We start from the raw sequence: 20,427 nt of genomic DNA, 5'->3' as shown, positions 1-20,427 counted from the left end.
CCCCTGGTGCCGGGGCGCTCCGGGGGCGCCGACGGCCGGCTTCCCGGCGGTGCCGGGCCCCGGCGCGGGGTTGCCGGGTGCGACGGCACCCGCGGGCAGGGACCGGCCGGGCGGACCCGGCCGGGCGGCACGCGGGTGCCGTCGGGTCAGATCGCCGGCGTGGTCCCGCTGCCCGCGAGCACCTCCGGCCGCAGGAGTCCCGTCAGCTGTTCGGCGGGCAGCAGGCCCTTCTCCAGGACCAGTTCGGCCACGCCACGGCCCGTCGCGAGGGCCTCCTTGGCGATGTCGGTGGCGGCGGTGTAACCGATGTGCGGGTTGAGCGCGGTGACCAGGCCGATGGAGTTCTCGACGGTGGCGCGCAGCCGCTCGGTGTTGGCGGTGATGCCGGACACACAGCGCTCGGCCAGCGTCAGGCAGGCCGTCCGCAGGTGCGTGACGGACTCCGACAGGGAGTGCAGGATGATCGGCTCGAACGCGTTGAGCTGGAGCTGCCCCGCCTCCGCGGCCATGGTGATGGCGACGTCGTTGCCGATCACCTCGAAGGCGACCTGGTTGACCACTTCGGGGATGACCGGGTTGACCTTGCCCGGCATGATCGACGAACCGGCCTGCACCGGCGGCAGGTTGATCTCACCGAGGCCCGCGCGCGGACCGGAGGACAGCAGCCGCAGGTCGTTGCAGCTCTTGGAGAGCTTGACCGCGACGCGCTTGAGGACGCCGGACATCTGGACGAAGGCGCCGCAGTCCTGCGTGGCCTCCACCAGGTTGGCGGCCGTCACCAGCGGCAGGCCGGTGATGGCGGACAGGTGCCGGCGGGCCGCCTCGGCGTAACCGGCGGGGGCGTTGAGACCGGTGCCGATGGCCGTGGCACCGAGGTTGATCTCATGGATCAGCTCGACGGCCTCGGCGAGACGGCTGCGGTCCTCCTCGATCATGACGGCGAACGCGGAGAACTCCTGGCCGAGCGTCATCGGTACCGCGTCCTGCAACTGGGTGCGGCCCATCTTGAGCACGTCACGGAACTCGACGGCCTTGCCGGCGAACGCGCCCTGGAGTACGGACATCGCCTCGAGCAGTCCGCGTACCGCGAAGATCGTCGCCACCTTGACGGCCGTCGGGTAGACGTCATTGGTGGACTGGCCGAGGTTGACGTCCTCGTTGGGGTGCAGATGCGCGTACTGCCCCTTGGCGTGGCCGAGCAGTTCCAGCGCGCGGTTCGCCACGACCTCGTTGGCGTTCATGTTCGTGGACGTGCCGGCTCCGCCCTGGATGACGTCCACGACGAACTGGTCGTGCAGCTCCCCGGCCCGGATCTCCCTGCAGGCGGCAACGATCGCGGCGGCCTTGCGGGGCGCCAGCAGCCCGAGCTCCTCGTTGGCGAGGGCGGCGGCCTCCTTCACCGCGGCCAGGGCGTCGATCAGGTGCGGGTAGGCGGAGATCGGCGTGCCGGTGATGGGGAAGTTCTCCGTCGCGCGCAGGGTGTGGACACCCCAGTACGCGTCGGCGGGCACATCGCGGTCCCCGAGCAGATCGTGTTCGCTTCGGGTGGCGGCGGTCATGAGGGTACGGTCCTCTTCCTGGGGTGCGGAGGTGGAAGCGCCCCCGGGAGGGGCGCGGGAACTGCGCGATCGGCCACGGCGGGCCCGCGGGTCCACGACGGCGGACCCGGCGGAGCTACGCGCAGGCGGTGAGCGGAACCGGGTCCAGCGCGCGCACGACCCGCACGCGGCCCACCGGCTCCCCGCCCCCGAGCAGCGGCTCCCCCGCGAACTCGGTGAGCAGGGCGGGGTCGACGCCCGCGCGGGCGAGCGCCGCCGCGGCGACCGGGATCCGCGCCCGGTTCGCCCCGTCGGCGATCTTCACCGCGACGGCCCGGCCGTCCGGCAGCGCGGCGACCTGCACGCCCTCGAAGCCGTCCTTGGCCAGCAGCCCCGGCACGGCCCGCATCAGCGCGGCCACGTCACGCCCCGATCCGGAGGCCATCTCGGCGTGCTCGCGCATCGCGTCGGCGACCCGGGCCTCGGGCGTGCCGGGCGCGGCGGAGGTGATCCGGGCCACGGCCCGGGCGAGTCCGTGCAGGGAGACGGCGAACAGCGGCGCGCCGCAGCCGTCGACGGTGACCCGGGCGACGCGCTGGCCGGTCAGCTCCTCGACGGTCGCGGCGACGGCCTGCTGGAGCGGGTGCTCCGGGGCGAGGTAGTCGTCCAGGGACCAGCCGTTGAGCTTCGCGGTCCACAGCATGGCGGCGTGCTTGCCGGAGCAGTTCTGGGCGAGCCGGGAGGGCAGCCGGCCCTCCCGGATCCAGGCGTCCCGCACGACCGGGTCGAACGGCATGTCGGGCACGTTGCGCAGGTCGTCCTCGCCGAGTCCGGCGAGTTCGAGGATGCGCCGGGTGCCGGCGAGGTGGCGTTCCTCGCCGGAGTGGCTCGCGGCGGCCAGCGACAGCAGTTCGCCGTCGAGCGGCAGCCCGGCCCGCAGCATGGCCACGGCCTGGACGGGCTTGAGGGCGGAGCGCGGGTAGAAGGCCGCCTCGATGTCACCGTGCTGGAGGCGCACCTGGCCGTCGGCGCCGAGGACGACGACGGAGCCGTGGTGGACGCCTTCGACGACCCCGCCGCGGACGAGGTGGGCGACGGGGGCGTGGAGGGGTTCGCGGACGACGGGGGCGTCGGTGGGGGAACTGCTGTGCATCACTGCCTGGATCTCGGGGTCGGGGCCGGCCGGTATGCGGGTCACGCGTCGGCGCCGGTGGACGTGCGGGTCATACGGGCGCGGACGGCGTACCAGCCCGCGACCAGTGCGGCGGCGATCAGCGGCAGGCAGAGCACGGTGGTGCGTCCGGCGCCGCCGTCGGCGTACATGAGGACCAGGACGGAGGCGAGGAACGCCAGCGTCACGACTTCGGTCCACGGGGAGCCCGGCAGACGGTACGACGGCCGGGTCAGCTCGCCGTCGCGGGTCTTCCGCCAGAACAACAGGTGACAGAGCATGATCATGCCCCAGGTGGCGAGGATGCCGATCGCCGCGAAGTTGAGGACGATCTCGAACGCGTCGGAGGGGACGACGTAGTTCAGGCCCACGCCGAGGACACAGATGCCGCTGGTGAGCAGGATCCCGCCGTACGGCACCTGGCTGCGGCTCATCCGCCCGGTGAACCGCGGGGCCGAGCCGCTCATCGCCATGGAGCGCAGGATGCGGCCGGTGGAGTACAGGCCCGAGTTCAGCGACGACATGGCGGCGGTCAGGACGACCAGGTTCATCACGCCGCCGGCCGCCGGGACGCCGATGTGGGACAGGACCGTGACGAAGGGGCTCTGCCCGGCGGAGTACTTGTTCCAGGGGAGCAGCATCGACAGCAGGACGACCGAGCCGACGTAGAACAGGCCCACGCGCCACATGATCGAGTTGATCGCCTTGGGCATGATCTTCTCGGGGTTCTCGGTCTCGCCGGCGGCGACGCCGACCAGCTCGACGGAGGCGTAGGCGAAGACGACGCCCTGGATGATCAGCAGCATGGGCAGCAGACCGTTGGGGAAGACGCCGCCGTTGTCGGTGATCAGGGACGGGCCGGGGTGCCGGCCGTCGACCGGGTGCTGGGTGACCAGCAGGAAGATGCCGATGCACATGAACACGACGAGCGCGCCGACCTTGACGATCGCGAACCAGAACTCCAGCTCGCCGAAGATCTTGACCGAGATCAGGTTGACGGTCAGCACGACCGCGAGGGCGATCAATGCGATCAACCATTGCGGGATGTCCGAGAACATGCCCCAGTAGTGGGTGTAGGTCGCGACCGCCGTGATGTCGGCGATACCGGTGGTCGCCCAGTTCAGGAAGTACATCCAGCCCGCGGTGTACGCGCCCTTCTCGCCCAGGAACTCCCGGGCGTACGACACGAAGGCGCCGGAGGACGGGCGGTACAGGACGAGTTCGCCCAGGGCCCGGACGACCAGGAAGGCGAAGACGCCGCAGACGGCGTACGCGATGAAGAGGGAGGGCCCGGCGTCGGCGAGCCGGCCGCCCGCGCCGAGGAAGAGGCCGGTGCCTATGGCGCCGCCGATGGCGATCATGTTGACGTGCCGGTGCTTCAGCCCTTTGCTGTAGCCGGCGTCTCCGGCGTCGACATGGCCGGACGAGGGGCGCGTCTCGTCTTTGAGGTGCTGTTCGCTCACGCCTCGGGTCCGCCTTCCGTAGGGTGGTCCGTCCGCTGGGGACGCACGATGTCGGTGAGGGTCGTCTCGACGCGGTCCAGGTGGTGGCTCATGGCCTCCACGGCGTCGTGCTCGGAACCGTCGGTCAGCGCCTCGACGATGGCCCGGTGCTCGCGGTTGGACTGTTCGCGGCGCCCGCCCAGTTCGTTGAGGAAGGCCGACTGGCGCGCCAGTGCGTCGCGGATCTCCTCGATGACCCGGCGGAAGACCGGGTTCTGGGCGGCCTCGGCCACGGCGAGGTGGAAGAGGGTGTCCATCGCGACCCAGGCGGTGGTGTCCGTCTCCCGCTCCATGCGGTCGAGCAGGTGGGCCAGGTGGTCCAGGTTCTCCGGGGTGCGGCGCAGGGCCGCGTACCCGGCGACCGGGATCTCGATGTGGCGGCGCACTTCGAGCAGGTCGCTGGCGGCGTAGTCGCCGAAGGTGGGGTCCTCCACCGTGTTCGCGACGACGAAGGTGCCCTTGCCGGTCCGGGACACGGTGAGGCCCATCGTCTGCAGCGCGCGCAGCGCCTCGCGCAGCACGGGCCGGGAGACCTCCAGCGTGCGGCACAGCTCGGCCTCGGAGGGGAGCTTGTCGCCGATGGCGTACCGGCCGCGCTCGATGGCGTCGCGGAGGTGGGCGAGCACCGCTTCCATGGCGCTGACGCGCCGCGGGGCCGGACCACCTGTCTGGCTGTCTGACAGGTTCACGGGAGCGATCCTGCGGGGTGCGTGCGGGGGCTGTCAAGACGTCGCGTAAGGAAGAATTCATGGGGTGCGGCGCCTGAATGCAGGCATCCGCACCCCGTGGGTGATCAGCGGCGGTGTCCGCCCGGCGGCCGGGCTCAGCTGCTGAGCGTGCCGGTGGCCAGCAGGCCGAGGAGACCGGCGCCGATGACGATCCGGTAGATCACGAAGGCGTTGAAGGAGTGCTTGGCGACGAACTTGAGCAGCCAGGCGATGGAGGCGTAGGCGACCACGAAGGAGACGACCGTGCCGACGGCCAGCGGGGCGGCGCCGACCCCCGCGCCGAGGGCGTCCTTCAGCTCGTACAGGCCCGCTCCGGTCAGGGCCGGGATGCCGAGGAAGAAGGAGAGCCGGGTGGCGGCGACGCGGTCCAGGTCGAGGATGAGCGCGGTGGACATGGTGGCACCGGAGCGGGAGAAGCCGGGGAAGAGCAGGGCGAGGATCTGGGAGCAGCCGACCCACATCGCGTCCTTGAAGGACGTGTCGTCCTCACCGCGCTTGTGCCGGCCCATCTGGTCGGCGGCCCACATCACGCCCGAGCCGACGATCAGCGACCCGGCGACCACCCACAGCGAGGCCAGCGGGCCGTCGATCAGCGGCTTCGCCGCCAGGCCCACCACCACGATCGGGATGGTCGCGGCGATGACCCACCAGGCGAACTTGTAGTCGTGGTGGTAGCGCTCCTCGCGGTTGGTCAGACCGCGGAACCAGGCGGTGACGATCCGCTTGATGTCCTTGAAGAAGTACACGAGCACGGCGGCGATGGCGCCGACCTGGATGACGGCGGAGAAGCCGACGACGGACTTGTCGTCGACGGGGATGTCCATGAGCCCCTCGGCGATCTTGAGGTGTCCGGTGGAGGACACGGGGAGGAACTCGGTCACCCCCTCGACTACTCCGAGGACGACGGCCTGACCGACGGAGATGGCGCTCATGGGATCCAGTTCTGAGGAGAGTTGGTCGACATTGCTGTAGACAGTACTTGCTGTGCCCGGCCGTACGGCAAGCGCCCGGACCTCCGGGGCGCCGGCGGCCGGAGCCCCGGCGAAGGCCGCAGCGGGACCCGCCGGCACGCTCGCCGCGGCACCCAGGGCAGCGTAGAGGCCCGGGCCGGCCCCGGTCTGCCGGGGCCTCGCACGACGGAAGACCGGGCGACGAGGGAGCCCCGGCGCAGGACCGGGCGTGGCGCGCCGGTACGGCGTGACCGGGGACAGGGCCCGAGGGTGCGCCGACGAGGGCTCCGGTGAGGAAGAGCAGCCGGTTCACAACGACTTCTTACCTCTGCTGTCCGTTTTGTCCGGCGTGTTGTCCGGCGCGCCGCCGACGGCCACGGCGGGCTCCCGCGACGCCGCCGCCGACCGCCACGACGTGCTCCCGCGACGCCGCGGGACCGCCGTCTTCGCCTGGGCCGGTCGCCGTGGATCTCGGTCTCCGGGAGGGTCATGCCGGTACGTCTCCTGTTCGGCCCCCGCCTCGACGGGCGATCAAGGCCGGGACCAGGGTACCGGCGCCTCAGCGGGCGGCGGGCCGGGCGCAGACCGCCATGCCGGACTCCCAGAGGCTGCCGAGCACCAGGTGGTCGCCGACGGCGCACACGCTGGTGACCATGCGGAACCCGGAGCGCCGGCGGGTCAGGCGGTGCACGGTCCGGCCCCGGTCGTCGACGGCGACGACGCCGACGGTCCCGCTCGGGCGGTACGGCGCGTGGACGGCGGCCCGTGCGGCGGTGCGGCGGACGGCCGGCGGGGTGCGGTGCAACAGGTCGAGCGGGGGGACACGGGGGCTGGCCAGGGCGACCCAGAGTGGACCGCCGGAACCCTCGCGCCAGAGGTTGTCGGGCATCCCGGGGAGCTCGGCGAAGGGTTCGGCGTGTCCGGCGCGGGGGCCGGTGAGCCGGCAGCGGGTGAGCCGGCAGGAGCCGGTCTCGGCGATCACCAGGAAGGAGCCGTCGGCGCTGAGGGCGAGCCCGTTGGCGAACTGGAGTCCCTCCAGCAGGACTTCGGGTTCCCGGTCGCCGGGGGCGAGCCGGAGCAGACGGCCGGTGCCGGTGTGCTCGACGATGTCGCCGATCCACCGGCCCAGCGGGTGGCGGCGGCTGGAGACGGTGAAGTACACGGTGCCGTCCGGCACGGCGACGGCGTTGCTGCAGAACCGGAGCCGCTCGCCCGCCACCGCGTCCGCGAGGACGCGGACGGTGCCGTCGTGCGGGCCGACGCGCAGCAGGCCGCGTTCGGCGTCGCACACCACCAGGGCGCCGTCCGGCAGGAGTTCCAGCCCGAGGGGACGGCCGCCGGTCTCGGCCAGCACCTCGGTGCGGGTTCTGCGCGGGTCGGCGGGGTGGTGGACGCGGAGGATGCGCCCGTCCTCCACCCCGGTCAGCACCCGTCCCTGGGGATCGGCGACGACGTCCTCCGGACCGCGGGCGCGCAGCGAGACGTAGTGGAGCGGTACGAGTGCCGTCGATCGGTCCATGTGCGGTCCCTTCCGTCCGTGCCCCTGTCGGCAGCCGCCCGTGACCGCCCTCGTCACCAGCCCTTTTCGAACATCCGGGCCACCTCGGCGATGCGGACCTCGTCGCGCCGGTAGTGGGTGCGGCCGTGGATCCGGCGGGTGCGCAGGACGCCGAGGCGGGTGAGGAACCGGAGGTGGGCGAGTGCGGTCCGGCGGGGCACGCCCAGTTCGGCGGCGACGGCCCGCGCGGTGACGCCGGTCTCGGCGGTATCGCGTCGGCGCGGGGCCGGGAAGTGGGCCGGCGGGTCCTTGAGCCACTCCAGGATGGTCTGCCGCATCCGGCCCGAGGGAGTCCCCGTCATCCGTCCGCCCTCCCGTCCCCGGCCTCCTCGTACGCAGTCTTCCCACTGTGGCGCGGGCGACGCGGGCACGTCCGGTACTCGGCGGCCGTTGTCCGGTACCGAACGGCCGTACGACCGGGGGGGTTGCCGCCGCCCCGGAGCGGCGAGGGCCCGGCCGCCGCGCGCGACCGGGCCCGTGCACGGACGGCTCAGCGGTGGCCGAACCACGACATGGAGGACAGCGCCCTGTCGTCGTAGCCGAACAGGGCCTGGTTCTCCCAGCCGTTGCCGGACCGAGTAGTGGAAGTCGACCAGCAGCTTCATGCCCCGCGCCTTGACGCGCTTGGCCGTCGCGAGGACGTGCGCCTTGTCGTTGAAGCCGTCGGGCGGGTTCACCCAGACCTTCAGGCGCGCGTAGTTCATGCCGGACGACCTGAGGATGCGGAGCGCGTCCCCGGTCGCTCCGGAACTCGTCCTGTAGACCCCGCCCATGGCCTCGCTCTTGGCGAGGGAGGAGACGTCCGCACCATGGATGGATGTACCCGTGGTGCCGGACGTGAAGGTGAGATCGTCAACATTGATCCAGTTGCCGGCGTTCGCGTCACTGTTGACGCTGACGGTGCACTGGTTGTCGGTCACCTTGACCGACGTGACGATCCGTATCCACCCACTGGACGATGTCGGCAGATCCGTGCGCTGTCCGCACTGCCGCAGTTCCTGAGCGACAGGTACGCGGCCTTCTGCCCGCCACTGGAGCGGACCCACGCCGTCAACGTGGCGGTCCCGTCGGCCAGTCCGGACAGGTGCTGGTAGGTCTCCACCTTGTAGGCGGACGACGCGTAGTGGCTGAGGCGGTGGCTCCCGCCGTGACCACCGGGCTCGGTGTACGAGGCGCCGGTGTCGCCGTACTCGGACCAGCCGGCGGGCGTGGCCGTGCCCGTGCCGCCGGACTCGAAGCCGCCGTTGGTGAGGGTGCTCGCGGCCTGGGCGGGCAGGGCGGTGAGGGCGAGCCCGGCCGCGAGCGGCGGCAACAGGGCCCCTGATGGTGCGTCCGGGAGGGAACTTCATCGTCCGTCGTCCCTTCGACGTGGCGGGGGGTGTCCTCCGGCGGGTCCGGAGGAGACCCCTCCGCCCGCGGCTCTCGTGGCACACGCGGGCGGAGGGGAGCAGGCTCAGCCGTCGAGTCGTACGACCCGGACGGCCCCCGCCGGGACCGCGAGGCGGCCCGCGGCGCGTTCACCCGTCAGCAGTTCGGTCCCGGGCGTGTCCAGCGGGACCTTGGTGTCGCCGGCGGTGTGGTTGACGACGAAGAGGTAGGTGCCCGAGTCGCCGCGCCGGCGCACCACCTCGACGTCTCGGGGCAGGCCGGCGCGCGGGGCGAGACCGGCGTCGTCGGCCGCCCGGCCGATGAGCGCGTTCAGCCCCTGGGCGTCGAGGCGGGTGGAGACGTACCAGGCGGTGCCCCGGCCGAGCCGGTGCCGGGTGACGGCGGGACGGCCCGCGGTGAGCCCGTCGGCGTAGGTCCACACGGTATCGGCGCCGCGCGGGACCACGAACTCCGTCCACACCTCCCCGGTCAGCTCGGAGCCGTCCGGGCCGGTCAGGCGGACCCGTTCGTCCTGGAGCAGCGGCGAGAACTCCTCCACGGTGAGCCCGAGGACCTCGCGCAGCGCGCCCGGGTAGGCGCCCTCGTGGACGGCGTCGTGTTCGTCGACGATGCCGGAGAAGTACGACACCACGAGCGTGCCGCCGTTCTCGACGTACGCGCGGACGTTGTTCCCGGCGGCCCGGGTCATCAGGTACAGCGCCGGCACGACGACCAGGGGGTACCGCGACAGGTCGGCTTCCGGGTGGGCGAAGTCGACGGTGAGGTGGCGGTCGTAGAGCGCCTCGTAGAAGGAGTCGGCGCGCTCGCGCGGGTCGTGGTCCTCGCTGGGGCGCCAGGCGAGGTTCTGCGCCCACCAGGAGTGCCAGTCCCACAGCACGGCCGCGTCGGCCTCGGTGCGGGTGCCCCGGATCTCGGCCAACGCGCGCATGGAGGAGCCCAGTTCGACCACCTCGCGCCAGACGCAAGGTGTCGGTGCCGCCGTGCGGCAGCATCGCCGAGTGGAACTTCTCGGCGCCGCGCCGGGACTGGCGCCACTGGAAGAACATCGCGCCCTCGGAGCCGCGCGCCACGTGCGCGAGGGAGTTGCGGGCCATCTGGCCCGGTGCCTTCGCGGGGTTGCGGGGCTGCCAGTTGACGCCCGAGGTGGAGTGCTCCAGCAGCAGCCAGGGCGAGCCGCCGGCGACGGAGCGGGTGAGGTCGGCGGCCATCGCGAGGTTGACGTGGGTGCGGCGGCCGTCGGTGATCAGGTAGTGGTCGTTGGTGACGAGGTCGACCTCGCGGCCCCACGCCCAGTAGTCCATGGAGTCGCACTGGCTGAGCGCGGTCATGAAGTTGGTGGTGACCGGCACGCCCGGCGAGAGGCGGTGCAGGATGTCCCGCTCGGTGCGGAAGTTCTCCCGAATGGTGGCGTCGGCGAAGCGCTTGTAGTCGAGGGCCTGGCCCGGGTTGCCGACGGTCGGGGTGGCCCGCGGCGGGTTGATCTGCGCGAGGTCGGTGTAGCGCTGGCCCCAGAAGGCCGTGCCCCACGCCTCGTTGACGGCGTCGACGCTGCCGTAGGTGTCCGCCAGCCAGTGGCGGAACCGGTCCGCACAGGACTCGCAGTAGCAGGCGGAGACGGGAACGCCGTACTCGTTGTGGACGTGCCACATCGCGAGCGCCGGGTGGTCGCCGTAGCGCTCGGCGAGCCGGGTGGTGATGTTCGCGGCGGCGGCGCGGTAGTCGGCGTTGCTGTGGCAGATCGCGCCGCGCGAACCGAACTCGTAGCGCGTGCCCTCGGCCGTGACCGGCAGGGCCTCGGGGTGGGCCCGGTAGAACCAGGCGGGGGGCACCACGGTGGGCGTGCCCAGGTCGGGTGGTGCTCCCGCGCATGGCGGCTGGGGCCGACATCACCCTGCCCCGGTACATGACGGACGTCTGGCACGCGCCCCTGCCGGCCGTCCTCGCGTTCGCCGGTGTCGTGATCGCTGTTCTGGGCGCGCTCGTGCCGGCCCGCAGGGCGGCCCGTCTCTCCGTCGCGGAGGTGCTGCGCAACGAGTGACGCGGCAAGCGGTCAGGATCGGAGAAGCCACGGCCGGCTACCGGGTCCTAGCGTGGGGGCACCGGCGGAGAACCGCCGGGTCCCGCATCGCGAAGGAGTGACCACCATGACCGCCGGCCTGCAGACGATCATCTACCCGGTGAAGGACCTGGAGCGCGCCAAGGCCGTCTTCGGCGCGCTGCTGGGTGTCGAGCCGTACGCGGACGAGCCGTACTACGTCGGCTACAAGGCCGCCGGCCAGGACGTCGGCCTGGACCCGAACGGACACGCCAAGGGCATGACCGGGCCGGTGCCGTACTGGCACGTGACGGATCTGCGGGAGCGGCTCGCGGCGCTGCTGGCGGCGGGCGCCGAACTGCTCCAGGACGCGCAGGACGTCGGCGGTGGCCGGCTGATCGCCTTCGTGAAGGACTCCGACGGCAACCTCGTGGGGCTGCTCCAGGACCCGGCGGCCTGACAGCGTCGAAGCCTTCCGCTCCCAGCACTAGTTGCACACTCAACGATTGGCCGAAACGGTGCTACCGTGCGGGTATGGCAGGCACGACGGCCGAGACACGGCTCGAAGAACGCTGGCGGGACATCCTCGCGGTGCACGCGCGCACGATGTGCGAGATCGACCGCGCCCTGCATCCGCACGGTCTGGGCGCCAGCGACTTCGAGGTGCTGGACATCCTGGCGGCGGAGTCGCCGCGGCAGGGTGACCAGTGCCGGGTGCAGAACCTGGTCGGCCGGGTGCACCTCAGCCAGAGCGCGCTGTCCCGGCTCATCGGCCGGCTGGAGAAGGACGGCCTGGTGGAGCGCTCGGTCTGCGCGGAGGACCGGCGCGGGGTGTGGGTGGCGCTCACCCCGAAGGGCCGGGCGCTGCACGCCGAGGTGCTGCCGGTGCAGCGGACGGTGCTGCGGCGGATGCTGGCCGGGCAGGAAGGCCGCCGGCGCGGGGCCCACAGCGGGGAACCGGCCGTCTAGAGCACCAGCTCCGTCCCGTCCGGCAGGACCTCGACGCCGTACTCGGACACGCGCGCGCGTGCGGGTGAGGCCGGGTCGAGGAGCGGGTTGGTGTTGTTGAGGTGGGTGTAGACCCGGCGGGCGCCGGGATGCCGGGCCAGCGCGGCCAGGGAGCCCTGCGGGCCGGTGACCGGCAAGTGGCCCATGGCGGCCTGACCGGCGCCGGAGCGCACCGCGGTGCCCATCTCGTCGGCCGCGAAGAAGGTGCCGTCCAGCAGGACGCAGTCGGCCTCGGCGCACAGCCCGTCCAGGACCGGGCTCCAGGCGCCGACGCAGGGCGCGTACACCAGCACTCCCCCGGTGGCCAGGTCCTCGACGCGGTACGCCGTCACCCAGGGCCCCGGCGTCGTGGACGTCCGGTCCGGTACGTACTTCGGGATCTTCGCCCCGGCCTGGTGGGCGGTCACCACCAGTCCCCCGGCCAGCACGAAGCCGCCGGCGGCCAGGCTGTCGGCCCACTCCCAGGGGGCGTAGCGGTCCAACGCGGCACGGGCGGGGGCGAGGGCTGCGCGGACCGGGGGCGCGGCGTAGATCATCAGGTCCGGCGCCCCGCGCAGCTCGGTCAGGCCGGTCACATGGTCGGCCTCGGCGTCCGTCAGGAGCACTCCGCGCAGGGGGGTGTCACGGGGGCCGGGGCCGGGCCACAGGGCCCGGGTGGCGGTGAGCTGCGTCCGCAGGTCGGGGGACGCGTTCAGCAGCCACCAGTCGCGGCCGTTGCCGGTGACGGCGGCGCAGTCCTGGGTGCGGGGCGGCAGGTGTCCGTCCCGGGCGGCGCCGCAGAGCGCGCAGGCGCAGTTCCACTGCGGGAAGCCGCCCCCGGCGGCGGTGCCCAGCAGGACGACCTTCACGACCATCGGCTCCTTCGCGCTCGCCCGACTCGTCCTCCGTGGGGATCTTCCCGTGGGAAGGCCGGTGACCACCGGCGCCGGGGAGCACTTCCGGCCGTCCTGGAACCGGCACGCCCGGATTCACGCGCCCGGGGTGCCCGAAGTGCGGACGCGCGCCGGGCTTCCGCGCCCCTCAGGGGCGTCGGATCACCGGGCCAGCAGCGTACGCACTCCCTGTGAGGTGAGGGTCAGCCCGTGCGCGGAGCTGCCGTCGATGGCCAGGGAGAGGTCCCCTTCGGGCCACTGGGCGGCGAGCGCGCCGAGCGGGATCAGCCGGTAGCGCGATACGAACGGCAGCAGCTCGGCCATCTCGCCCTCCGTGGTGAACACCGGGACGACCGGGTCGCCCCCGGGCTGTTCCAGGACGGGCAGCGCCACCGTCGAGGCGTCGGCGCCCTCTCCGTCCACCGCGTCGTCCGGTACGGGGACGAGCACGTCACTGTGGGCGAGGGTGTCCAGGGCGGCCTGGTCCTCGGCGTTCTCGGCCAGCGCGTCCAGTGCCTGCTGGGCCGGTGTCGGCTGGGCTTCGTGTGCGGGTGTCTCCATGGCTGGTCCCCAGGTAGCGGCGGTCGTACGGGCCGTCCGGGCGGACTGCCGCCCGGCCGGGCTCCCGCCTCGCGTACCCGGTGGGGTGCGCGGCATGCGTGGGGATCGGCGGGAGGTCCGGTGACGGGGCGGTGGAGCAGGCGACGGACGTGAAATGCCCAGGTGAGCACCACAGGGCCCGGGCCTTACGAAGGGCTCTCGATGCGGAGAGCGCCTCCCCCCGGTACTTCCGGGGCCGCCGTTCACCCGCCGGTGCCCGGGCGACCACCGGTCATGGCCCGGCCTCCGTGGGCAGGTCGTCGATGTCGATGGTGGTGAGCCGGACCAGCGGCCGGTACCGCTCCGTGATCCGCACGGGCCTCCATGCGCGAGTCGTCGTCCACGCCGACGCGGACCTCCGCCACGACCAGCGCCTGCGCGCCGGTGTCCGCGGCGGCGAGGGCGGTGCGGAGCACGCGGCATTCGGCGCCGGCGCCGGCGAGCACCCGGCGGCGGTGCGGTGCGGGCGGCGCGTTCGGGGGGCGTCGGCCGAAGGCGGCGGCTTCCACGACGTGGTCCGCCAGGCCGGCGGGCGCGTCCCTCAGCGCCCAGGGTGCGGGGGCTCGCCGGGTCGGCGAAGGCGCGCTGCGTGTCGATGACGGCGAGACGTCCGGGACTCCGGCGGGCGGCCCGGGCGCCGGGGTACACCGCACTCAGGTGTTCAGCACCCCTTCGTCGAGCGCCGGGCTCGGTTCCCGGGCCTCCTGGGAGCGGACTCGGCCCCGGCTCAGGAGCAGCGTGCCGAGGAAGGCGAGGGCCAGGGCCACGACGACGCCCAGGTTGGCGTAGGCCCAGGCGCCGGTCCTGCCACCGAGGCCGAACGGCTCCAGCAGGTAGCCCTGCCAGGTCAGCCAGTGCGCGGCGCTGTTGGTGACCAGGCCCCAGCCGACGGCCGTGGCGGCGAGGGTGAGGACCAGCGGGCGGAGGGGGGCGTCGCCGTAGCGGCCGTGCGGGCGGAACAGGTCGCCGTCGTCGTAGTCGCGGCGGCGCAGGGCCAGGTCGGCGAGCATGATGCCGGCCCAGGCGGCGATGGGCACGCCGAGAGTGGTGAGGATGCCCTTGAACTGGCCGAGGAAGGTGCCGGCGAAGAACACGATGTAGACGGCGCCGGCGATCATCAGCACACCGTCGAAGAACGCGGCCAGGTAGCGGGGCACCCGCAGGCCGGCGGAGAGCAGGGCCAGGCCGGAGGAGTAGATGTCGAGGACGGCCCCGCCGACCAGGCCGAGGACCGCGACCACGGCGAACGGCACCAGGAACCAGGTCGGCAGGAGCGTCGCCAGCGCCCCGATCGGGTCGGCCGCGATGGCCTTGCTCAGCTCCGCGGAGGAACCGGCCAGCAGCAGGCCGAAGACCAGCAGGACGAGCGGGGCCAGCGAGCCGCCGAAGGCGGTCCAGCCGATCACGCCCCGGCTTGAGGAGTCGCGGGGCAGATAGCGGGAGTAGTCGGCGGCGGCGTTGACCCAGCCGAGGCCGAAGCCGGTCATCATGAACACCAGTGCGCCGATGAACTGCTGGGCCGAGCCGGCCGGGATCGCGCCGACGGTGCTCCAGTGGACGTGGTCGGCGACGAGGATGACGTAGACGATCGTCAGCACGCCGGTGATCACGGTGATCCAGGTTTGCAGCCGCATGATCAGGTCGAAGCCCATGACGCCGCCGACGACGGTCAGCGCGGCCACCACCATGAGGGCGACCGCCTTCGTCTCGGTGCCGCCGCCCCAGCCCAGGCTGTCGAAGACGGTCGCGGTCGCCAGCGTGGCGAGCGCGGTGAGGACCGTTTCCCAGCCGACGGTCAGCATCCAGGAGATGACGGACGGCAGCCGGTTGCCGCGCACGCCGTAGGCGGCCCGGCTGAGCACCATGGTGGGGGCCGAGCCGCGTTTCCCGGCGACCGCGATGAAGCCGCAGAGCAGGAACGAGACGGCGATGCCGAGCACGCCGGAGACGAGGGCCTGCCAGAAGGAGATGCCGAAGCCGAACGCGAAGGCGCCGTAGCTGAGTCCCAGGACGGACACGTTGGCCCCGAACCAGGGCCAGAACAGGGAGCGCGGGACGCCCCGGCGCTCCGAGTCCGCGATCACGTCGAGCCCGTGCGTCTCCACCTGGAGGGGGTGGCTGGTGGCTCCGCCGCCCGAGGGACCGTTGGCCCCTCCGTCCAGGGGACCGGTGGCTCCGCCGTCGAGAGGGTCGTGCGGATGCGTCATCGCCGAGCCACCTGCCCTGCCTGTCCGGACGTGTTCGATCACGCTAGGTGTGCCCTCGGGGGCGTCGGGGCAAGCCAGGTTCGACCGGTCAGCGGTCGAACTCCTCCTGGATGGGGGTCTTGGGCTCCTCCCGCAGGTGCTGGGAGAGTCCCGGCTTGCCGCCCTGCCGTGCCTGTTCCGCCCGCTGGGTGGCGTTGGTGCCGAGGTCGGAGTCCGGGTCCACCCGGACCGACCTCGCCACGTCCGCGCGGTTGGTGTACTCCTCGGCGGGGATGCCGCGCAGGGCCTTGACGACCTCCTCGGAGGCTCCCGCCTGCCGCGCGGCCGAGACCAGCCGGTCCTTGTCGGCCGGATAGGTCACGTCCTTCAGTGCGTCCAGCACCTCGGGGACGCTGGTGTGTGCCATGCTCATGACGCCTCCTACGCGTCGTCGTTCCCGTCCGCGGCCCTGTCGGTTTCCTCGTCGTCGGGGTCCGCTCCTTCCGCCTGTGACGGAGTGGTGCGGGACGGCTGTTCGGCCTCGGAGACGCCCGGCTCCGGTTCGCCCTCGGCCTGGGAAGGGGTGTTCTCGCTCATCGGATGTGCTCGGTCCTCTCGCGCGTGCGGTCTGTCCGGCGCCCCGGGTACCCGTGCGACGCGGGACCCATCACCCACGGAATCTCTGAATCCGCTTCCGTCGGATGGGTACCTGACCAGTCCGGTGCAGCATGCGGCGCCGGTCCGATGTTCCTCAACCAACTCACCGCCTGGAGGAGCCATGGCGGGTATCACCCCACCTGACCTGCAGAAAGCCCTGTCGGGCGCGGATTACCCGGCCACTTCCGACCAGCTTCGGAAGGTCGCCGAGAACAATCACGCGCCCAAGGAGATCACCGAACGGATCTCCCACCTCGGGAAGAAGAAGTTCGAGAACCCCGCCGAGGTCAGCAAGGCCGTCTTCCGGAACGAGTGACGGCGACCGGACACGGGTGCGCGGCGGCCGGAGACTTTCCGCTCCGGCCGCCGCGCGCGGGCGCCATGCCGGCGCCGAGGGGGACCCGGCCCGGATGACGCCGTGTCAGCCGCGAGGAGAATGCCCTCACCCGGGAGAGGGTGAAGAGGAAGTCGGCGGCTCGCAGGACGCCCGGTGCACGATCGACGACAGCACGACACCCGCACCCGCACACCGACCTCAGAGTGACATCCATCACAGAAGGGCGGTCGACTAAGCGCGGCGGATAGTAGGCGGGGCTCCCACGACATATGGGATTTGTCCGTCTTGCCATGATCGCGCGCAGCGGCGCGTACGATGGCGCGGACGCCGCTCGGCACGTCGCCGCATCACCCGCCGACTGTGCGCTTTTGACGGCCCGACAGCGCCACGCAAACATCGCGGTCGCGAAGTCGGCATCTCTCGGCCCGCCTGACAAGGGCCGCTCCGGCCTACGAGGCGCGCTAGTAGAAGGGCCCTTTGCACTCGGTGTGGAGCCGTCTCGACAATGAGCGCTCCGCGATCACCGAGTGAGGTTGACGTATGGGCCAGCACCGCAAGACCAAGCACTACCGGCGAATAGTCGTCACCGCCGCCGCCATCGGCGCCGTGGGCGTGCCGTCCGTCGCCCTGGCCTGTTCCGAGTGGCCGTCCAGTACGGACGACCCGGCGCAGACCACCGCCACGAGCGCACCCGTGAGGCAGTGGCAGACCGTGTCCGCAGATCACGACAGCAACGCGAACGCCTCCGAAGCACCGCTGACCACGGCCCCGGAGAGCAGCGCGCCGTCCACTCCCCGGTCCACGGCGCGCGCGACGACCCGGCCGGGCACGCCCTGGCACGCCAAGAAGAACGCGCCGTCGCAGAAGAGGAAGGTCTTGGCCCACAAGACCTGGCGGACCACCGCGCCCAGCGCTCCCGCGGCACCCGAGGCCACCGCCCCCGCCGCGACCGCCCCCGCTCCCTCCGCGACCGCTCCCGCTCCCGCTTCCACGGCCACCGCCGCGCCGAGCAGCCCGGCGCCCGCCGCCACGGCGTCCGGGGTCACCGCGGAGATCGTGCAGCTCGTGAACGCCGAGCGCGCGAAGGCCGGTTGCCGGCCCCTGACCCTCAACGCGACGCTGACCAAGGCCGCGCAGGCCCACAGCGACGACATGGCGGCCCACCGGAACATGTCGCACACCGGATCCGACGGCTCCTCCCCCGGCGACCGCATCACCCGGGCCGGCTACACCTGGAGCAGCTACGGCGAGAACGTCGCCTACGGCTACAGCACGGCGCAGCAGGTCATGGACGGCTGGATGTCCAGCCCGGGTCACCGGGCCAACATCCTAAACTGCGGCTTCAAGGAGATCGGCGTCGGTCTCGCGCAGCCCGGCAGCTACTGGACCCAGGACTTCGGCACGTCCCGCTGAGTGTCGGCCCGCTGAGTGTCGGCCCGCTGAGTGTCGGCCCGCTGAGTGTCGGCCCGCTGAGTGTCGGCCCGCTGAGTGTCGGCACACCGGCCCGCCGACCGTCGGCGGCCGGTGTGCCGGAGTCAGCGCCACACGGGCGGCAAGGCGGCACCGGGGACGGACACGACGTCCGCAGCGCCGCGGCCCCGCGACCCGGTTCGGGCACGACCGGCGGCGGGCGGTCGCCCGGTCTCGCGCCGGCCGCCCGCCCGGGCCGGAAAGCGGGACGGGACGGTGCGCCCCGGGCCGGGGCTCAGAGCTCGATCACAGCTTGGCGCCGAAGGCCTGGGTCCACCAGGGGCCGCCCGGACCGTCGTGGACGCCCACGCCGATGTTCTTGAACGCGCAGTTCAGGATGTTGGCGCGGTGGCCCGGGCTGTTCATCCAGGAGTCCATCACCGCCTGCGGCGTCTGCTGGCCCTTCGCGATGTTCTCGCCGTACGTGGACCAGCGGTAGCCCGCCGCGGTGATGCGCTCGCCGGGGCCGGCTCCGTCCGGATCGGTGTGGTCGAAGAAGCCGCGGGCGGCCATGTCGTCGGAGTGGCCCTGGGCGGCCTTGTCCAGTTGGGGGTCCTCGGTGACCGGGCCGCATCCGGCTGCCGCGCGCTCCTTGTTCACGAGCCCGACCACCTGGGCCACCGTGCCGGTGGGCGCCGGCTGTGCCTGCGGGGTGGAGGAGGTGCGCGGCGGGGTCGTGGGCGCGGCCGGTTCGGCCCGGGCAGTGGTGCTCCTCCGTGTGGGACGGGGGCTTTCGACGGCGCTCGGCTCCTTCTTCGTGCGGGACGGGGACGGGGACGGGGAAGCGGACGCCGAGGGCGACGAGGAGGTCGCGACGGCGCTGGGTTCCGCGAGGTCCACGGCAGGGGCGCCGGGAGTCCGCGCGGCGGTCGCCTCCCTGGTGTCCGCCGGTCCGGAACCGGTGCCGAAGTACCAGAGGCCGCCGCCGGCCACACAGGCGGCCACCACGGCACCCCCGACGGCCCTGCGCCGGGTCCGCCGCCGTCGCCGCGCCTCGCCGCGCCCGCTCGTACGACGACGGGAGGCCGCCCGGAGTCCGACGGGGGCGGCGGGGTCGCTGCCGCCGAGGCCCGCTTGGGTACTGCCGGCGTCCGCCTGGGCCGCGCCCGGCTCCGGCTCGGCTCCGTCCGCGCTCCGTCCGAGGGCCGCGTGATCCGACCCGGTGGCGGTGGCCTGGTCCGGCCCTGCGGGGCCGTGACCGGGCTCCGAGGTCCCGTGGCCGGAACCGAAGGCCCCGCGATCCGGCCCGAAGGCCCCGCCATCCGGCCCGAAGACCTCGTGCCCCGGCCCAACTGCCCCGGGGTCCGACCCGATGACCCCCCGGTCCGCCCAGAAGGCACCCCCGTCCGACCCCGCGGTGCCATGCCCCGCCCCGGCGGGGCCGGCACCCGATGCCGACGCCCCGTGTCCCCACCCGGCCGCGCCCCCGTCCGACCCGGTGATGGCGTGACCCGGTTCGCCGGCACCCGCGTTCGAGCCCAGGCTCCCGTGGGGCGGCTGGGGAGCGGCCGCGGTGGTCGCGGTCAGGGTGGCCGTCGCCGAGCGCGTCGTCGCGAGGAGCGTCGACGACACCGCGACCAGCGCCAGTCCGGCCAGCAGCCCCTCCGCCGGCAGCAGACCGCTCCACAGGCCGCCGCAGCGCGTGCACTCACGGGCGTGCCGGGCTATTCGCTTGCGCCAGAGGGCGGAGGGCAGACCGTCCCAGGAGGCCAGCACGGCGCGCAGGTCCTCGCAGGCGGGCCGCGTGTCCAGTGCCCGTACCACCACCCGGGCCGCCTCCAGCCGCGCCTTCATCCGCTGCACCCGTACCGCCGTGTGCTGCGGGGACACCGCGAGGGCGGCGGCGACCTCCGCCCGTGTCAGCTCACCGGCGCACTCCAGCCACCACAGCGAGAGCACCTCCCGGTCGTCCGGCTCCAGCCAGCGCGTGGCCCGCGCGGTCTCCTGTCGCTGGCCGGACAGCTGGAGGCGGACGATGGTCAGGTCGACGAAGTCGGCGCCGGGGTCGGCGACGTCGCCGCTCTCCGCCACGGCGTCCGGGACGAGCCGGCGGTCCTGCCAGTGCGCCCGGACCCGGTTCATCGCGATGGCCACGAGCCAGGAGCGGAAACTCTCCGGGGTCCGCAGGCCGCCGAGCGAGCCGAGGGCCCGGAGCATGGTCTCCTGCACGACGTCGTCGACGTCGACGGAACCGTTCAGGGCACGCCCCACGATGTTGTACACCAGCGGCAGGTAGGCGCTGACCAGGGCGTCCTGGGCCGCCGCGTCTCCCGCTCGGGCGGCGTTCACCAGTGCCGCCGCATCCGCCGTGTGCTGTGTCCTCATCAGAGCTTCCCTGTCCTCGACGCCGAACGATGCTGTCCGTTACCCGGGAGACCGCTCGGTGCGGTGCCGATAACAGTTCTTCGGAAAATCGTTCGACGGGA

At 72.9% G+C, this 20,427-nt stretch carries 18 protein-coding genes and 2 pseudogenes; 5 read left to right on the top strand and 15 right to left on the bottom strand.

Annotated elements, in window-relative coordinates; genetic code table 11:
- Positions 1 to 146: 146 nt before the first annotated feature.
- From aspA to LG395_RS24405, 9 genes and pseudogenes are all read right to left on the bottom strand, one after another.
- Positions 147 to 1,559, bottom strand: a complete 1,413-nt coding sequence (aspA, locus tag LG395_RS24445) for an aspartate ammonia-lyase (protein WP_225811206.1) — start codon at positions 1,557 to 1,559, stop codon at positions 147 to 149.
- 115 nt (positions 1,560 to 1,674) lie between these two features.
- Positions 1,675 to 2,691 carry an asparaginase gene (locus LG395_RS24440; RefSeq protein ID WP_171160238.1) on the bottom strand — a complete coding sequence of 339 codons (1,017 nt, stop codon included), beginning with the start codon at positions 2,689 to 2,691 and terminating at the stop codon, positions 1,675 to 1,677.
- A 41-nt stretch (positions 2,692 to 2,732) separates the two neighbouring features.
- Positions 2,733 to 4,172 (bottom strand): amino acid permease, encoded by a 1,440-nt coding sequence (locus LG395_RS24435; protein WP_225811205.1) that lies wholly within the window; start codon positions 4,170 to 4,172, stop codon positions 2,733 to 2,735.
- Positions 4,169 to 4,900, bottom strand: coding sequence for a FadR/GntR family transcriptional regulator (locus tag LG395_RS24430; protein ID WP_171158867.1), 732 nt, complete (start codon positions 4,898 to 4,900; stop codon positions 4,169 to 4,171). Before LG395_RS24430 ends, LG395_RS24435 begins: the two co-directional genes overlap by 4 nt.
- Positions 4,901 to 5,034: 134 nt before the next feature.
- A complete protein-coding gene (locus LG395_RS24425) occupies positions 5,035 to 5,871 on the bottom strand; it encodes an undecaprenyl-diphosphate phosphatase (RefSeq protein WP_171158866.1) in 837 nt (278 codons plus the stop codon).
- Between the two features lie 577 nt (positions 5,872 to 6,448).
- A complete protein-coding gene (locus LG395_RS24420; protein WP_225811204.1) occupies positions 6,449 to 7,408 on the bottom strand; it encodes an SMP-30/gluconolactonase/LRE family protein in 960 nt (319 codons plus the stop codon).
- Positions 7,409 to 7,461: 53 nt separating this feature from the next.
- Entirely contained in the window at positions 7,462 to 7,749 is a 288-nt protein-coding gene (locus tag LG395_RS24415) for a helix-turn-helix domain-containing protein (RefSeq protein WP_225811401.1), read from the bottom strand.
- Between the two features lie 273 nt (positions 7,750 to 8,022).
- Positions 8,023 to 8,796: pseudogene (locus LG395_RS24410) on the bottom strand (glycosyl hydrolase 53 family protein); the annotation flags it as partial.
- 104 nt (positions 8,797 to 8,900) lie between these two features.
- Positions 8,901 to 10,698 (bottom strand): annotated as a pseudogene (locus LG395_RS24405) (beta-galactosidase); the annotation flags it as partial.
- Positions 10,699 to 10,703: 5 nt separating this feature from the next.
- On the opposite strand from LG395_RS24405, the gene LG395_RS24400 reads away from it, so the two are divergent.
- The 3 genes from LG395_RS24400 (at position 10,704) to LG395_RS24390 (ending at position 11,840) form a co-directional block, all read left to right on the top strand.
- Positions 10,704 to 10,874 carry a hypothetical protein gene (locus LG395_RS24400; RefSeq protein WP_225811203.1) on the top strand — a complete coding sequence of 57 codons (171 nt, stop codon included), beginning with the start codon at positions 10,704 to 10,706 and terminating at the stop codon, positions 10,872 to 10,874.
- 106 nt (positions 10,875 to 10,980) lie between these two features.
- Entirely contained in the window at positions 10,981 to 11,331 is a 351-nt protein-coding gene (locus tag LG395_RS24395) for a VOC family protein (RefSeq protein WP_225811202.1), read from the top strand.
- A 74-nt stretch (positions 11,332 to 11,405) separates the two neighbouring features.
- The gene (locus LG395_RS24390; RefSeq protein ID WP_171158858.1) at positions 11,406 to 11,840 is read left to right on the top strand and encodes a MarR family winged helix-turn-helix transcriptional regulator; all 435 of its coding nucleotides are present in this window, start codon (positions 11,406 to 11,408) and stop codon (positions 11,838 to 11,840) included.
- Here the strand turns inward: LG395_RS24390 and pqqB are convergent.
- The 5 genes from pqqB to LG395_RS24365 all read right to left on the bottom strand — a co-directional run bounded on the left by pqqB (position 11,837) and on the right by LG395_RS24365 (position 16,134).
- Positions 11,837 to 12,733 carry a pyrroloquinoline quinone biosynthesis protein PqqB gene (gene pqqB / locus LG395_RS24385; protein WP_225811201.1) on the bottom strand — a complete coding sequence of 299 codons (897 nt, stop codon included), beginning with the start codon at positions 12,731 to 12,733 and terminating at the stop codon, positions 11,837 to 11,839. The two genes, LG395_RS24390 and pqqB, sit on opposite strands and share 4 nt — an antisense overlap.
- A gap of 180 nt (positions 12,734 to 12,913) precedes the next feature.
- Positions 12,914 to 13,312: an SseB family protein gene (locus LG395_RS24380; protein WP_225811200.1), complete on the bottom strand. Its 399-nt coding sequence runs from the start codon at positions 13,310 to 13,312 to the stop codon at positions 12,914 to 12,916.
- A 692-nt stretch (positions 13,313 to 14,004) separates the two neighbouring features.
- On the bottom strand, positions 14,005 to 15,558 hold the full coding sequence (locus LG395_RS24375) for a purine-cytosine permease family protein (protein ID WP_225811199.1): 1,554 nt from the start codon (positions 15,556 to 15,558) through the stop codon (positions 14,005 to 14,007).
- 88 nt (positions 15,559 to 15,646) lie between these two features.
- Positions 15,647 to 15,970 carry a DUF2795 domain-containing protein gene (locus tag LG395_RS24370; protein WP_171158857.1) on the bottom strand — a complete coding sequence of 108 codons (324 nt, stop codon included), beginning with the start codon at positions 15,968 to 15,970 and terminating at the stop codon, positions 15,647 to 15,649.
- Between the two features lie 8 nt (positions 15,971 to 15,978).
- A complete protein-coding gene (locus tag LG395_RS24365; protein WP_225811198.1) occupies positions 15,979 to 16,134 on the bottom strand; it encodes a hypothetical protein in 156 nt (51 codons plus the stop codon).
- Between the two features lie 181 nt (positions 16,135 to 16,315).
- On the opposite strand from LG395_RS24365, the gene LG395_RS24360 reads away from it, so the two are divergent.
- Both LG395_RS24360 and LG395_RS24355 read left to right on the top strand, forming a co-directional pair.
- Complete coding sequence (locus LG395_RS24360) at positions 16,316 to 16,510, top strand: DUF2795 domain-containing protein (RefSeq protein WP_225811197.1); 195 nt, start codon at positions 16,316 to 16,318, stop codon at positions 16,508 to 16,510.
- Positions 16,511 to 17,071: 561 nt separating this feature from the next.
- Positions 17,072 to 17,944, top strand: a complete 873-nt coding sequence (locus LG395_RS24355) for a CAP domain-containing protein (RefSeq protein WP_225811196.1) — start codon at positions 17,072 to 17,074, stop codon at positions 17,942 to 17,944.
- Positions 17,945 to 18,247: 303 nt separating this feature from the next.
- Here the strand turns inward: LG395_RS24355 and LG395_RS24350 are convergent, their stop codons facing one another.
- A complete protein-coding gene (locus LG395_RS24350; protein ID WP_225811195.1) occupies positions 18,248 to 20,326 on the bottom strand; it encodes a sigma-70 family RNA polymerase sigma factor in 2,079 nt (692 codons plus the stop codon).
- Between the last annotated feature and the right edge of the window lie 101 nt (positions 20,327 to 20,427).

It is taken from the genome of Streptomyces spinosus (genome assembly GCF_020400655.1).
Lineage (GTDB): Bacteria > Actinomycetota > Actinomycetes > Streptomycetales > Streptomycetaceae > Streptomyces > Streptomyces argyrophylli.
Note: the sequence above shows the minus strand (reverse complement) of the source record. Positions and strands in the feature narration are given on the sequence as shown.